The 13,477-nt window shown below is 42.3% G+C and carries 11 protein-coding genes; 2 read left to right on the top strand and 9 right to left on the bottom strand.

Annotated features, from left to right (window positions below; genetic code table 11):
• Positions 1 to 2: 2 nt before the first annotated feature.
• The 4 genes from CJD30_RS09510 to hemN are packed head-to-tail and all read right to left on the bottom strand — an operon-like array spanning position 3 to position 3,472.
• Positions 3 to 338, bottom strand: a complete 336-nt coding sequence (locus CJD30_RS09510) for a DsrE family protein (RefSeq protein ID WP_294918555.1) — start codon at positions 336 to 338, stop codon at positions 3 to 5.
• Positions 331 to 828, bottom strand: coding sequence for a pyridoxamine 5'-phosphate oxidase family protein (locus CJD30_RS09505; protein ID WP_294918554.1), 498 nt, complete (start codon positions 826 to 828; stop codon positions 331 to 333). Before CJD30_RS09505 ends, CJD30_RS09510 begins: the two co-directional genes overlap by 8 nt.
• Positions 825 to 2,102, bottom strand: coding sequence for a (Fe-S)-binding protein (locus CJD30_RS09500; protein WP_294918553.1), 1,278 nt, complete (start codon positions 2,100 to 2,102; stop codon positions 825 to 827). Before CJD30_RS09500 ends, CJD30_RS09505 begins: the two co-directional genes overlap by 4 nt.
• 2 nt (positions 2,103 to 2,104) lie before the next feature.
• Positions 2,105 to 3,472 carry an oxygen-independent coproporphyrinogen III oxidase gene (gene hemN / locus CJD30_RS09495; protein WP_294918552.1) on the bottom strand — a complete coding sequence of 456 codons (1,368 nt, stop codon included), beginning with the start codon at positions 3,470 to 3,472 and terminating at the stop codon, positions 2,105 to 2,107.
• Positions 3,473 to 3,665: 193 nt separating this feature from the next.
• Between hemN and CJD30_RS09490 the strand changes: the two genes are divergently transcribed.
• Positions 3,666 to 4,415, top strand: coding sequence for a response regulator (locus CJD30_RS09490; protein ID WP_294918551.1), 750 nt, complete (start codon positions 3,666 to 3,668; stop codon positions 4,413 to 4,415).
• A gap of 6 nt (positions 4,416 to 4,421) precedes the next feature.
• On the opposite strand, the gene CJD30_RS09485 is transcribed toward CJD30_RS09490, so the two are convergent.
• The 4 genes from CJD30_RS09485 to CJD30_RS09470 all read right to left on the bottom strand — a co-directional run bounded on the left by CJD30_RS09485 (position 4,422) and on the right by CJD30_RS09470 (position 9,336).
• Positions 4,422 to 6,692, bottom strand: coding sequence for a hybrid sensor histidine kinase/response regulator (locus CJD30_RS09485; protein WP_294918550.1), 2,271 nt, complete (start codon positions 6,690 to 6,692; stop codon positions 4,422 to 4,424).
• A gap of 73 nt (positions 6,693 to 6,765) precedes the next feature.
• Complete coding sequence (locus CJD30_RS09480) at positions 6,766 to 7,584, bottom strand: peptide deformylase (RefSeq protein ID WP_294918549.1); 819 nt, start codon at positions 7,582 to 7,584, stop codon at positions 6,766 to 6,768.
• 100 nt (positions 7,585 to 7,684) lie between these two features.
• Entirely contained in the window at positions 7,685 to 7,846 is a 162-nt protein-coding gene (locus CJD30_RS09475; RefSeq protein ID WP_294918548.1) for a hypothetical protein, read from the bottom strand.
• 20 nt (positions 7,847 to 7,866) lie between these two features.
• Entirely contained in the window at positions 7,867 to 9,336 is a 1,470-nt protein-coding gene (locus CJD30_RS09470) for an FAD-dependent oxidoreductase (protein WP_294918547.1), read from the bottom strand.
• Positions 9,337 to 9,637: 301 nt separating this feature from the next.
• Between CJD30_RS09470 and CJD30_RS09465 the strand changes: the two genes are divergently transcribed.
• Positions 9,638 to 10,807 (top strand): FAD-dependent oxidoreductase, encoded by a 1,170-nt coding sequence (locus CJD30_RS09465; protein ID WP_294918546.1) that lies wholly within the window; start codon positions 9,638 to 9,640, stop codon positions 10,805 to 10,807.
• Position 10,808: 1 nt separating this feature from the next.
• Here CJD30_RS09465 and pepN read toward each other — a convergent pair whose 3' ends face one another.
• Positions 10,809 to 13,409, bottom strand: a complete 2,601-nt coding sequence (gene pepN / locus CJD30_RS09460; protein ID WP_294918545.1) for an aminopeptidase N — start codon at positions 13,407 to 13,409, stop codon at positions 10,809 to 10,811.
• Positions 13,410 to 13,477: the final 68 nt, after the last annotated feature.

Raw genomic sequence — 13,477 nt, 5'->3', positions numbered from 1 at the left:
CTTTAAAACGTTATGACTTTCCAGTCGTTTTTGAGCGCTTGTGTTAAAAACTCTCCCGTATGGGTCGGCTCGATGCCTAAAGAGCGGAGCTGATCGCTCACACCATAATCATCGCTGCATACGACACACACAGAGGCTTTTACCCCGCTCTCGAGGACTTTTCCAACCATAGCTTGCAATTCATCGTTTTCAGCCAAAAGCTTTGCCGAAGGGCCCCAAATCATGATATGTGCTTCATCCCAGTAACCACGGGGCAAAATAACGCTTCCATAGAGCAACACCAGCTTTTTAGCCACTTCAATCTCTCCGCTGCTCCATACGATGAGAAGTTTATCCATTGCCGTGACCTTTTTGGTGCTGACCCATGATCTGTGTTTGCACCTGCAGGTTTTCATTCAATCGATAGGCTTTTCCAAATCCCATTACAACACTGCCGCTTTGAGGGGAGAGCTTGAAGAGATGAAAATCTCCCATTTGGCTCAAAGAGGTAATCAACTCCGGATCAAAATGGGCACGAAACCGTTCAATCACGATTCCATACGTCTCCTCATCCCGAGTAATCTGTGATGCTACCGCTTCAATCGTCACCCGTTTACGGGCAAAGGGTTGAACCCACCGGAACTCATCTTCGACAAAGAGAAGAGAAACATTAGAGTGAACAAGAAGATTACGACCGTGTTGGGCAACGGTACTGATAAGAATATAAAAATCATTTCCCGCGCGTACATACGGTGCCGTACTGGCATGAGGATTCCCCTCAGGCGTCAGGGAAGCCATCACGAGAGTCTGAAACGTCTCTAGAAACGATTCGACTTCCATGGTGGTCATTGACGCAATGCCTCGGCAATCAATTCAATCGGATTTTTAAATACAACATCCAAGTCCGCTTCATTCATCGAATTGTTGATCTGCATTCGACATGCACTGCACTCGGCAGTGACTACGTTTGCCCCCGTTTTAGCAATCATAGCAGCCTTTGGTTTTCCTGCAGCTTGAGCAAAATGGAAATTTTCCGTCTGCATCGTTACACCGCCAAAACCGCAGCAAGCGTTCGGGTCACTCATCTCGGTAATGGTATAGTTTTGCGAGACCAATGCTCGAGGCTCTTTATAAACACCCTGCATTTTACGGGCATGACACGGATCATGATACGTAACACTCAAATCACTGCGCCCTTTGGAAGCCAGCAGTGCTTTAAGTTCCGTTTTTTGCTCCAACCACTCAGTTGCCATGAAAATCTTATGTTTCAATTTTTTTGCACGCTCCAGCCATTCAGGCTGATCATGGAAAAAATGTTCATAATCGATTTTAACCATCGCACTGCAGGTCGCTTCAGGAATAATGATCGCTTCCACTTCATCGATAAAGCTTTCAAAATAAACAATATTCTTTTTAGCGTTATGATCGACCGTAGCAAAATCCCCGGTAAAATACGCCGGTGCTCCACAGCAAAGCTGTTTTTTGGGAATAAATGCATCGATATTCAATGCCTCTAAAATTTCCAAAAGCCCTTTACCGATTTCAGTATAGTTATAGTTCCCCAAGCACCCGATAAAGATCGCCACACGACGTTTTCCTCCGTTGGAAATATTTTCCGGATAACTGTTCATAAATGAGGTTTTGCCCATCGACGGCAGCAAACGGTCTTTTTTAATGATAGGGAGATTAAATCTCGGCTGCATCGAATTGATCTCTGCTTTGATCTTAAAGCCGCAGGTCTGAAATACGTATCCGAGTTTAAACAATATATCCATGGTCGTACGATGACGCAAAAGATAAAAGAATGCCCGTTTGAACCATGCAATACCGTATTTGTCTGCGATATCGGCACGTACCTGTTCAATCACCATATCGGTCGGAAGCGCTTTTGGACAAACATCGGTACAATTGGTACACAAAAAGCAGCTCTCAAAAATAGCTTTGGCATTTTTATCCAACTCCAACTGTCCGCGCTGATATGCACCGAGCAAATCGATAAAACCGCGCGGAGAGGTAACCTCATCGGCATTCACATTATGAATCGTACAGACCGGGATACATTTACCGCATTTGATACAAGCATCCGACGTATCGGTAAAAGGGAAAATTTGACGTGTTTCCATAGTTACACCGTTTTACTAAAAGCTTTATCAGACGCGGCATGTCGTTTCATGTATGCATCAAACGGCATGGCAATATTTCGAATCAATAAGGTTCCTGTCGGCAAACACTCTATCGAAGCATCAGAGATACTAAGCAATCCATCCGCTTCATACGGTTTCAACGCTTCGATCGCGTCTGCAAAATACTCTTTGAATTTCACCCCGTATAACCGCTCAAATCGGTTGATATCGAGTTTGAAATTACTCATAAGTTCCATAATGACATACTGACGGATACGATCATCTTCATTCAATGCCACCCCTCTCTCATAAGGGAGTTTCCCCGCATCAATAGCCGCTTCATAGCTCTCCATATCTTTGAAGTTTTGGGCGTAATAATCAACCCCTTCTCCGATACTCGTCAAGCCGATACCGATCAAATCCGCGCCGCCTTTGGTAGTGTAGCCTTGGAAATTACGATGCAATTCCCCTTTTTCAATTGCTTTGAAGAGTTCATCTTCCGGTTTGGCAAAATGGTCCATTCCGATCATCTTATACCCACACTCAGCCATATGGTCGATGGTGTAACGCATAATTGCGAGTTTCTCTGCCGGATGCGGCAATGTTGTCTCATCAATCTTGCGCATTGTTTTTTTGAGCCACGGCACATGCGCATAGTTAAATACCGCAAAACGGTCCGGATCAAGTGAGATTGCGAGATCGAGCGTCTTTTTAAAGGTCTCCAGAGACTGATACGGCAATCCGTAGATCAAATCGACGTTAACACTCACCATATTATATTTACGAGCCAAATCCATCGCCGCTTTAGTAATGTCATAAGGCTGAACGCGGTGTACTGCAACCTGTACTTTTTCCTCAAAATCTTGAATTCCAAAGCTAACTCGGTTAAATCCGGCCTCACTCATCACGCGCATTTGATCTTCATCGATGTGACGTGGATCAATTTCGCAACTGATCTCGGCACCCTCTGCAAAATTTTTAAAATGACTTTTGATCGCACCGATGATACGCTTCAGCTGATCCGCATCAAAAAACGTCGGAGTACCTCCACCGAAATGGAGCTGAATCACCGGACGGTTCACATCGATATGGGTACTTAAAATCTGCATCTCTCTGGTTATATAATCAATATAGCGCTCTTTTTTGTCCTCTTTGGAAGTAAACACAACGTTACATCCGCAAAAGTAACAAGCATTTTTACAAAACGGTAAATGAAAATACAAAGAGAGAGGACGAGACGGATCTTGCGCATGAAGCTTTGTAAGATAGCCGTTATAATCAAAGGTATCACTAAATTCCAGCGCTGTCGGATAGCTGGTATATCGAGGTCCCGGTTTGGAATATTTGGTAAATTTGTCAAAATCAAGCATAATACTGCGTCCCTCAAATCTAAGGTATATTGCCGCGATTATACCTAGTTGGATTGAATGTCCCCTAAAATTCCTCTGTTACCAACAGAAATAGTGGTGGCAAAATAGAATATATTATACGTCAAAACCTAAGCTTTTTATCATATAATGTGATAAAATGAATGGAAATTCAATATTATCTCAAAGAGAGTTTATGAGTACTATAAAAGTGCTAATCATCGAAGACGATGAAGTTACCGCAATCAATCTAAAAATGTCATTGGAAAAACAAGGATATGACGTCATTTCATTAGCGGACAATGCTGTGACGGCACGTAATAAAATTAAAATTTATAATCCCGATATCGCTTTGATCGATATCGGATTACAAAAAACAACCGATGGAATTGAACTGGCACAATACATCCGTGATAAGAACCAAATGCCGTTTATCTATCTTACCGCTCATTCGGATAACGATATTCTCTCCAAAGCGAAAAAAACCGAGCCATACGGATACATTGTTAAGCCGTTTGATCCGATTAATCTACACACAACAATACAAATGGCTCTGTATCGCTTCAAAGAAGAGAAAAAACGTAATTCGAGCTTAGATGAGCTCAAATCAGACCGTGAAGAGCTTGAAAAGCTGGTATATGCAAAAAAACTCTCCGATAAACCGATTGTCGAATTCGGTGAGGGGTACCGCCACGATACCGGGTTGGGTGAGACATTCTACCAAAACCAAAAAATCAAACTCACGAAAAAAGAGAACGCGTTTATCCGTCTTTTGGTAGCGCAACTCGGCAGTGTTGTTGATTTCCAACAAGCGATTAATTACGTATGGGAGAGCAAAGGGGCAACAGATAACAGTGTCCGTACACTTGTTTGGCGGCTTCGCAGCAAACTTCCTACCGACGTTATCAAAAATGCATCAGGGGTCGGCTACTATCTCGAAGAGTAGCCTCTCTTATTCAAACCACCGTTTAAACTCATTTTGGAGCACTTCATACGCTTCAAGAAAATCAAAATTACGATCCTCTTCAGCTGCAGATTCCTCAATAACATACGCCAATCGTGACATTTCATCAAACCGGAAATTCGCACTTGATCCTTTCATCGCATGGGCAATAAATCGAATTGTTTCATACTCTTGATTACGAATCGCATTAAAAAGATCTTGAAACGAGTGTTCCATTTTTTGATGGTATATTCCCAGAAGATAATCGATCTGCTCTTCTTCAAGCATCAATGCACTTTTGAGATATTGCATATCGATTTTTCCCCATTTAGACGTAATCGGTTTTGCACAAGCCGTTTCATTCAAAAGAACCGAATTCAAATACCGTTCAAATACATGTTCGATATCTTTGATCACGATCGGTTTTCCTAAAAATGCGTCATATCCGTTTTGAATCGCCCGCTCCCTCGCCCCTTTGATGACATTAGCAGTTAACGCTATAATCGGGGTATGTGTACGGTTGGCCTCTTTTTCATACGCTAAAATAGCCGCAGTTGCTTCATTGCCATCCATTTTCGGCATTTGTTCATCCATCAATACCATATCAAAGGTTTCTGATAAAAATGCATTCACCGCTTCTATACCGTTGGATGCAATACAATAGCTTAATCCGTATCTCTCCAAAATGATTTTTATCAATTCTTGATTGGCATGGTTATCCTCGGCAACCAAAACCTTACCGGCGAATCCGCCCCGTTTTTTGATTCCCCCCGTTACAGGAAGATGATTCCCTTTCATCCCAAGAACTTCACACAAAGCATTTTGAAGTTTTGTACAATAAATCGGAAAAGTAAGCGGCGCTATCGTAGGGATAGAGTCATACCGTTCATCCAAGAAATCGAGAATGGCAATGGATGGGATTTGATTTTGAATAATGAGTTGGCGCGCTTCAACATTCATTGAACTTTCCAAGAAAATGAGCAGGTCACACGGTTCTTGAACATCGTGGATCAATTGAATATTAAGCCCGAAATGTTCCCAATATCGTTGCAGAGATTCAAGCTTATAACTCTCACTCGGATCATACGCAAGCAATCCAAATCGAATCCCTTCAAACATCGAAACGTCAAATTTTAAATTCTCACACTCTTGATTCACAAGAACAGGGATTTTGAGGGTAAACGTACTTCCTTTCCCTACGGAGGATTCGAGTTCAATCATCCCTCCCATATGAACCGCCAACTGTTTACAAATGGAAAGCCCCAATCCGGTCCCTTCATTGATTTTCAAGTTCCCCTCTTGCGCTTGCGAAAAGGCATCAAAAATCCGTTCCTGATCCACCGGTGCTATACCGACGCCATCATCTCGTACCGATAGTGATAAAAATCCCTCTTGATAACGGGCTTCTACGTGTATAGCACCGCCATGATGACTGAATTTGATTGCATTGCTTAAAAAATTTCCGACGATCTGTTTAATCCGTAACGCATCCGCTACGATCTCATAGGGGATTGATGGATCGATAAAACTGGTTAATGTGATATTTTTGGAGTTCGCACCCGGAACAAACAGCTCCATAGTATGCGATATCTCATCATGGATATTAAAGGGCTGCGGATCAACGGTAAACTCTCCGCTTCGAAGTTTTGAAAAATCCAATATATCATTAATAATATGGAGAAGATTTTCTCCACTGTTTGAAATAATATTTAGATACTGTTGATATCGTGGGTTTGTGGTCTCATCACGTAACAGTGAAACAAACCCCAAAATTGCATTTAACGGGGTACGAATCTCATGAGACATATTGGAGAGAAAATACTCTTTGGCTTTTGAGGCATTAAGAGCCTCTTGCTCTTTTTGGTAAATTGTATCGGTATAAAGTTTGAGTACACCCGAGAAATTTTGGTCAAAGAGATAACTGACAGCTATGAATATGGATTGATCGTTAATCCCTAAGCGGTACGTTGCATTCAGCATTGCATGTTTGAAATGGGTACAAAGGGTAAAAAGCTCATCTGCCCGAAGCTCTTTGTACTTTAAATAATCGATCAGTTCGGCGATGACGGGGCACTCTCCAAGCATCGTTGTGCCGGAGACAACTCCCATGAAATAGTCAAAAACGTTCGCCGCATATTCACGTACAAAGACTTCAGGTTCAATTTCGTGTCGTCTTAAAATTTCAGAACACGTCGGCTCATCAACCCATTCTTGCAATATCATTTGCTTTGCGGAGACTAACGTTATTTTTGCCTCATAGAGGGGTTTTAATACACTCATTTCGTTCTCTCAATCTTCATCTATCTCTTCTTAGCACGAATGATACACAAAAATTGGAGTATCACATGTTATTTTATGGAGCGATCCACAAAAACACACCTAACGATACAATCAAAAGCTGCACAGCCATGATAGCGGTCGTTCCGATAATATTGCCGATTTGACAACTGGTACACTGCTTATAAATTTTTGCTTCATGCTGCGCATAGAGAAAATAGATCACCATTAGAACAGGAACCAATGCCAATGCAATTTTATCGATCGTAAAAATCATCTCACGCACTTCGGGTGAAACGACAAATGGGGCTATAAAACTCAACAAGACTATGCCCATCAGGTATTTTGCCCCTTTTTTGAAATAATCGCGAATAAATACACGAGGACAGGACGCACCGAAATCATAGACTCCCTCATGTTGAGAGACCAAAATATTCTCCGCCTCTTTTCTCTCGTTTTTACCCAGTTTATCGAGTAATGTTCCGCCAAAGAGAAAGTCAATTTGGCGTTGAAGACGTTGTGATAATTCACCTTCCGCATCAAGGTGCTGTAATTCTCCGTATCGGTTTTCAAAAACGATTTTAATCTTTCCGTAGCGTTTGATTTTTGCACTAAATCCTTTTGGAAAATACGGATTTACTTCATCGATCTCTTCAGAGCCGTCAGTTGAAATCAATCGTGCATTGATCAATTCAATAATACGCTCATCATCTTTGATAAGTATTGCACTATAGGGCATGGCAATCTGAATGGCAGAAATAGCATTCAACTCGTGATGTTCCATCGTATCACGCATGTTTTCCAGCAGTTCAAACAATTCATCATCAAACTTTCGTATGTCCGCCGAAATATATCGGATCCGCTCGTCAGGATAGGTGATCAACTCTTTAATCATGGGAAGTTTCTTTATATGGGGATTTTAAGCTACTCGCTTTGATTGAATAAACTTACCGCTATGGTACTAAAAAAAGTACCTATAGCTATGGGTAAGAGACTTAGTGGCTTTTACGAACAACGATCAACATTTTGATGTTGATCATGATAAAGCGAAACAACTGCCAAATTTTGCAGGTACGCATTTTGATGACAAAACTTGTAGGAACCATGGTCGTAAAGTTATCGTCGTATGGCTTAACGTATTTTTCGATTTCATTCATAATATTTTTCTCCTTTTTACTTATTCAGGGATCAGTGTCCAGCCCGGATTGAGCTTGGCTTTATAAATAAACATGTGGTGAAGGATGTGCTTGATCCAGTGACCTGCAAGTCCGATTTCACCGAAGGTGTAATCCAAATCACGTCCGATACCCGGATATTTTTCGAAGTCAGGAACAACCGGATAAACAGTCAATGCTGCTGCAGTACCGTCAAATAGACCTTTACCCGCTGATGCAACACACGCTGCACCCATTTCCGCCATAGACGCTTCATGCAAATGTGCGTTCGGACCTTTTTTGATCAAATCACACACGCTGTGAGCGACCGCTTTACCGATGATACCGCTTGGCATCCCTGTACGTGGAGGTGTTGGGAAAATTTGGGTTCCGTTTGGCGTCGTCATCGGTTTAGAGATCGGATGCGGAGGAGCAAACGCGATACCCGCTGCAAAAAGGTTTTTGTATGTCGGGTTTTGGTATGTACGTGGCCAGTCAGATGCTTTCCAGTTCTCATACGCACCTGCGTTGTAGTTTGCATCAACTTTCATGAAACCGTTTGGAGCAAATACAGTTGCAGTGATATCTTCACCCGCTTTATCATACGCTTTAAGACCAACACCGGCAAACGGTGGGATTAACATCGCGAAATCAAATGACTCTTCACCCATTGAACCATCAAGAAGTTCATAAGAGACTTTCCCTTTTTCAACTTTGTTTACATGAGCACCGATCAACCATTTAACACCGCGCTCAGAGTAAAGTGATTCAGCAAAAAGACGTGAAGAAGCCGCATATCCGCCGCGTTTCATGTGTAATCCGCCGATACCGAAGTCGCCAAGAAATGATTCGTTTGAGATCCATTGAAGATCTGCCATATCACGAACGCCTGCTTTGCGAAGTTCATGCTCGATGTTGAAAATATATTCGAACGCCGCACCTTGACATGTACACATACCGTGACCGGTTCCGATGAGGAATTTTTGGCGCTCCCCTTTTTTCATTTTTTCGATACATTTTGCAAATTCATGCGCAGCGTGATCTGCGTGATCTGCCGTACATACAGAAACAGTAAATTCACCCATTCCGTTTGCATCACCAAGACCAGGAGTTGCAGCAAAATTGAGTTTTGGACCTGTTGCGTTGATCAGATAATCATACGTTACTTCTTCGCTTTGTCCCGCTTTGCCTTGCCCAGTATATTCGATAGTAACGAACGGTTTGTCACTATTCGTGCTTCCTTCTGGGTTAAGGCTTACCGCTTTTGCTTGCTTGTAGGTAATTCCCGCTTTTGCATACACGGGAGCAAGTTCAAAAGTAACCTCTTCTTTCGACATTTGACCAACACCAACCCAAATGTTTGATGGGATCCAGTTCCATTTTGAGTTAGGGGTGACTACCACTACCTCGTGATCTTTTCCGAGCCAATCTGCTGCAAACGTTGCGGCAGTATGTCCGGCGACACCGCCACCGAGAACGACTACTCTTGCCATTGCTTCTCCTTCATTTTTGATAATTCCATAAAAGTCGATTATAACCCTATTAGATCACAATTATATCACAAGCTTAAATTTAGAGATACTTTTTTGATTAAAATTACTGTGAAAGCTACTGATGTTACATTTTTTCACAATTTAAGTAATACTTATCAATACTGCATAGAAAAATAAATAATAATTATGACGAAAAAAATATTTATCCCTTTTGACTTTAAGCGCCATTGTATTATAATTATCATTCATAGCATAAATAAAACTATTCTTATAATTTTGTATAGTTAATAAGGACATCAAAGTGCAAAACGTTGTAATAATCGGCGGAGGTATCGCTGGAGTAGAAGCAGCTATCTATTATCGAAAAGAGGGGTTTAACGTCGAGCTCATCAGTGATAGAAGCTATCTTTTCATCTATCCCATCGCTATTTGGATTCCGGTCAAATCTGTCCGTTTTGATGATGTCGCATTCTCTTTGGATAGGATAGCTGCTCGCCATAATTTTAAACTCACGGTAGATACTGTAGTAAATATCGATTCTTCAGCAAAAACGATAACACTTCAAGAAGAAGGGATCCGTCAGGTGAATCATCTGATCATCGCCATCGGTGCGGCAAAAATGAAGCCGATGGGGATAGAGCATACACTATCCATTTGCGGTGCGCCTGAACAATCCGTTGCGTTACGCGACAAAATCGATGTACTGATTAAAAAGGGATCCGGCAAAATCGTATTCGGTTTTGGCGGCAACCCGAATGACCCGAGTGCTGTACGCGGCGGTCCGGGATTTGAACTCTTTTTTAATCTCCATCACCGGTTAAAAAAGCTGGGGATTCGAGACCGGTATGAGATGACATTTTTTGCTCCGATGCCTTCTCCCGGAGCACGTATGGGACCAAAAGCGCTCTCAATGATGGAAACCATGTTCAAACGAAACCGCTTTTCTACCCGTTATGGTAAAAAGATAAAATGTTTTGAAAGCGACGCTGTCATTTTTGAAGATGATAGCCGTTTAGAATCCGATTTAACGATGTTTATCCCTGCGGGTGATGGTCAACCGTTGATCAAAGAATCAGGTCTTCCCCTCAATGGAGCCGGCTTTATCAAGATCAATAATTTTTGTGAAATTGAAGCGGTTGAAGGCTGGTATGCCATCGGAGACGCTGCCGCATTGGAAGGGCCTGAATGGAAAGCGAAACAAGGACATGTTGCTGAAATAATGGCGCGTAATGCCGCTCACAACAGTGCTATTTCATGCGGATTAAAATCAGGTGAAAAACAAGGATATATGGAGCATCTCAATATTCTGTGTCTGATGGACATGGGTAACGGTGCCGGATTTGTTTACCGAGACGATCATCAAGCCAAACTGATTCCGATGCCTTTTTTCGGTCACTGGATGAAGATTGGGTGGGGATGGTATTATAAAATGTCCAAACTGGGCTACATTCCCCGTATTCCGGGAATGTAATCTAACTTTCTAGAATTTTGCTCACAATTTCATACACGTTATTTGAGATGCTAGGATAATTTTTTATCCGATCAAGCTCAACACCCATCAGCGTTTTTTGTTCGATGGATAATCTGCCGTAATTTTTAAATGCTCCGGCAAGTCCTGAAGCGATTTGAGGATTAAGGGCATCGATTTCAATCACTTTATCCGCCACAAAAACAAATCCCTCTCCGCTATCCTGATAAAAAGCGATCGGATTTCGTGCAAAACTCCCGATCAACGATCTAACCAAATTTGGAACTTTGCTGTCATAGGCAGGATCGTTTTGAAGTGCTTTAACTCTCTCTAACGTCCCCTCTCGACGGCAAGATGCACGTACCGAAAAATATTTGTTCATGACCAGTGTTTGGTTTTGATATCGTGCATAAAAATCTCTCAATGCTTCGGCTGCCATATCAGGTGCATAATTTTCCAATAAATCAAGTGCCACCAATCGCTCACTCATCGAACGCGCTTCGCGGTAATGGGTATAGCACATATGATAGATTGATGCATCTTCCAAACTCATCAACATACTGAGCAACCGATTTTTCAAGGCACGTTTCCCCATACTTTCGCCATCGATGTTTGCATTGGTCGGTGCGTACACAATATCAATAAGAGCCGTCATCTCATCTCTAAAGCGCTCTGCCAAGGTATGCTTGAGTGCATCCAGAGCACCAACAATCGAGGTGACATCGATTGTTGTCTGACGCTGCATCAATGCAGTAATAGTCGGAAGCTCCAAGAGCTGCGCTTTGAACATCGGATCAATCGACGTATCCGCTAATACGGCCCCATAGCTACTGATAAAATCCGCATCAATCGCTCGCCCCTCCATCATTGCCTCTAGTGTTTGAATACCAAACTGCTGTGCCGCTTCATAGCGAACAAATCCATCCGTATCGTGCGCCATCAAAAACGGGAAATCAAGTTCATTACACTCGATAAGAACCGGTGCACTGAAATGACGGTTAAGAGAGAGTCTTGGCTTTGCTGTGATTCCAGTGAAGGTAATCTCATGGATCTCTTTTTCAATCCAAAGAACACTATTATGGACTATTGTAATATCGTTCGTAGAAAGATCAAATGGTTTTCCACTCTCATCCAGCAAGGCGATAGAAAGCGGAAGCGCATAAGGAAGTTGCTGCTCACTTTTCGTATTTTTTGGTATTTTTTGGACTACTTTGAGTGCCAATTCAGATCGCTCGGCATCATAACAGCTTGTAATCGCCAAAGTCGGCGTTCGTTCTTGCGAATACCACCGTTTGAACTGTGTCAAATCAATCGGGCTTTGAGACTGCATCGATTCTAAAAATTCTTCGGTTCCGACCGCTTTTCCATCAAAGTGTTCAAAATAATAATCAGTAGCCAAACGGAATTTATCACGCCCTAAAAGGGTATGCATCATCCGAATCACTTCTGAGCCTTTTTCATACACGGTAGCGGTATAAAAATTATTGATCTCCATGTACGACGCAGGTTTAATGGGGTGCGCTGTCGGGCCTGCATCCTCTACAAATTGACGCTCGCGAAGGGAGCGAACGTCATCAATACGCTGGGTCAGTTCCGAGTTCATATCGGCACTGAAGCACTGATCTCTAAAGACGGTCAACCCCTCTTTGAGGGTCAGTTCAAACCAGTTGCGGCACGTAATACGGTTCCCTGTCCAGTTATGAAAATATTCATGCGCAATAACACTCTCAATCCCCATAAAGTCCGTATCGGTCGCACTGTCTTCATCGGCTAGAACATAGTGGGAATTGAAAATATTGAGTCCTTTGTTTTCCATTGCCCCCATATTGAAACTGTCAACGGCGACAATGTTGTAAACCTCCAAATCGTACTCACGCCCATAGGTATATTCATCCCACTCCATCGATTTTTTGAGGCTACGCATCGCATGGTGGCATTTCTCTTCATTTCCCCGGTCACAATAGATCGCCAGATCGACACTCTTTCCGCTCATTGTGACAAACGTATCGTGAATCGAGCCCAAATCCCCCGCAACCAATGCAAAAAGATAACAAGGCTTTGGTATCGGGTCTTCCCACAGTACAAGATGTTTGCCGTTATCCAGAGTCGCCGTACCGCGTAAATTTCCGTTACTGAGCAATACAGGACATCGTTCTTTGTTCGCAATAATTTTCGTCGTAAAACGGCTCATTACATCCGGACGATCGATAAAATAGGTAATCCGTCGGAACCCTTCGGGTTCATTTTGGGTACACCAAATTCCGCCCGAGCGATAAAGCCCTTCTAACTCCGTATTTTCATCCGGATAGATGCGGTTAATAATACGGATACGTGCCGTATCTGCATCCAATGCAAATCGTAAAGAGGATTCTGTTTTCGTATAATCTGACGTATCCAACAATGTCTCATCAACCCAGATCAATTCCAAATCGAGTTTTTCACCGTCCAAACACAACTCTTTTGCCAAAGGGTTTTGGCGTCGAATCTCCATTATATTTTCAACCCGTGTCGAAGACTCTTCAATTATAAATTCCAGAGAACAGCTTACAACGGTGTAATCACTCGGGGTATAATCATTAAAATAGTGTACTGTATGTTCTTGCATAACCGATCCGTATTAAATTGTATTTTGAAATGATACTCAATTATACTAACATCAATTCAATATTATCT

This window comes from Sulfuricurvum sp. PD_MW2 (genome assembly GCF_002633015.1).
Lineage (GTDB): Bacteria > Campylobacterota > Campylobacteria > Campylobacterales > Sulfurimonadaceae > Sulfuricurvum.
The sequence above is the reverse complement of the archived record's forward strand: the minus strand, read 5'-3'. Positions and strand labels throughout refer to the sequence as shown.

Excerpts from the sequence above, each read along its gene's own strand:
- hemN (WP_294918552.1), bottom strand. The coding sequence starts at position 3,472 with ATGCTTGATTTTGACAAATTTACCAAATATTCCAAACCGGGACCTCGA.
- CJD30_RS09490 (WP_294918551.1), top strand. The coding sequence starts at position 3,666 with ATGAGTACTATAAAAGTGCTAATCATCGAAGACGATGAAGTTACCGCA.
- CJD30_RS09485 (WP_294918550.1), bottom strand. The coding sequence starts at position 6,692 with ATGAGTGTATTAAAACCCCTCTATGAGGCAAAAATAACGTTAGTCTCC.
- pepN (WP_294918545.1), bottom strand. The coding sequence starts at position 13,409 with ATGCAAGAACATACAGTACACTATTTTAATGATTATACCCCGAGTGAT.
- CJD30_RS09470 (WP_294918547.1), bottom strand. The coding sequence starts at position 9,336 with ATGGCAAGAGTAGTCGTTCTCGGTGGCGGTGTCGCCGGACATACTGCC.
- CJD30_RS09475 (WP_294918548.1), bottom strand. The coding sequence starts at position 7,846 with ATGAATGAAATCGAAAAATACGTTAAGCCATACGACGATAACTTTACG.
- CJD30_RS09505 (WP_294918554.1), bottom strand. The coding sequence starts at position 828 with ATGACCACCATGGAAGTCGAATCGTTTCTAGAGACGTTTCAGACTCTC.
- CJD30_RS09510 (WP_294918555.1), bottom strand. The coding sequence starts at position 338 with ATGGATAAACTTCTCATCGTATGGAGCAGCGGAGAGATTGAAGTGGCT.
- CJD30_RS09500 (WP_294918553.1), bottom strand. The coding sequence starts at position 2,102 with ATGGAAACACGTCAAATTTTCCCTTTTACCGATACGTCGGATGCTTGT.
- CJD30_RS09480 (WP_294918549.1), bottom strand. The coding sequence starts at position 7,584 with ATGATTAAAGAGTTGATCACCTATCCTGACGAGCGGATCCGATATATT.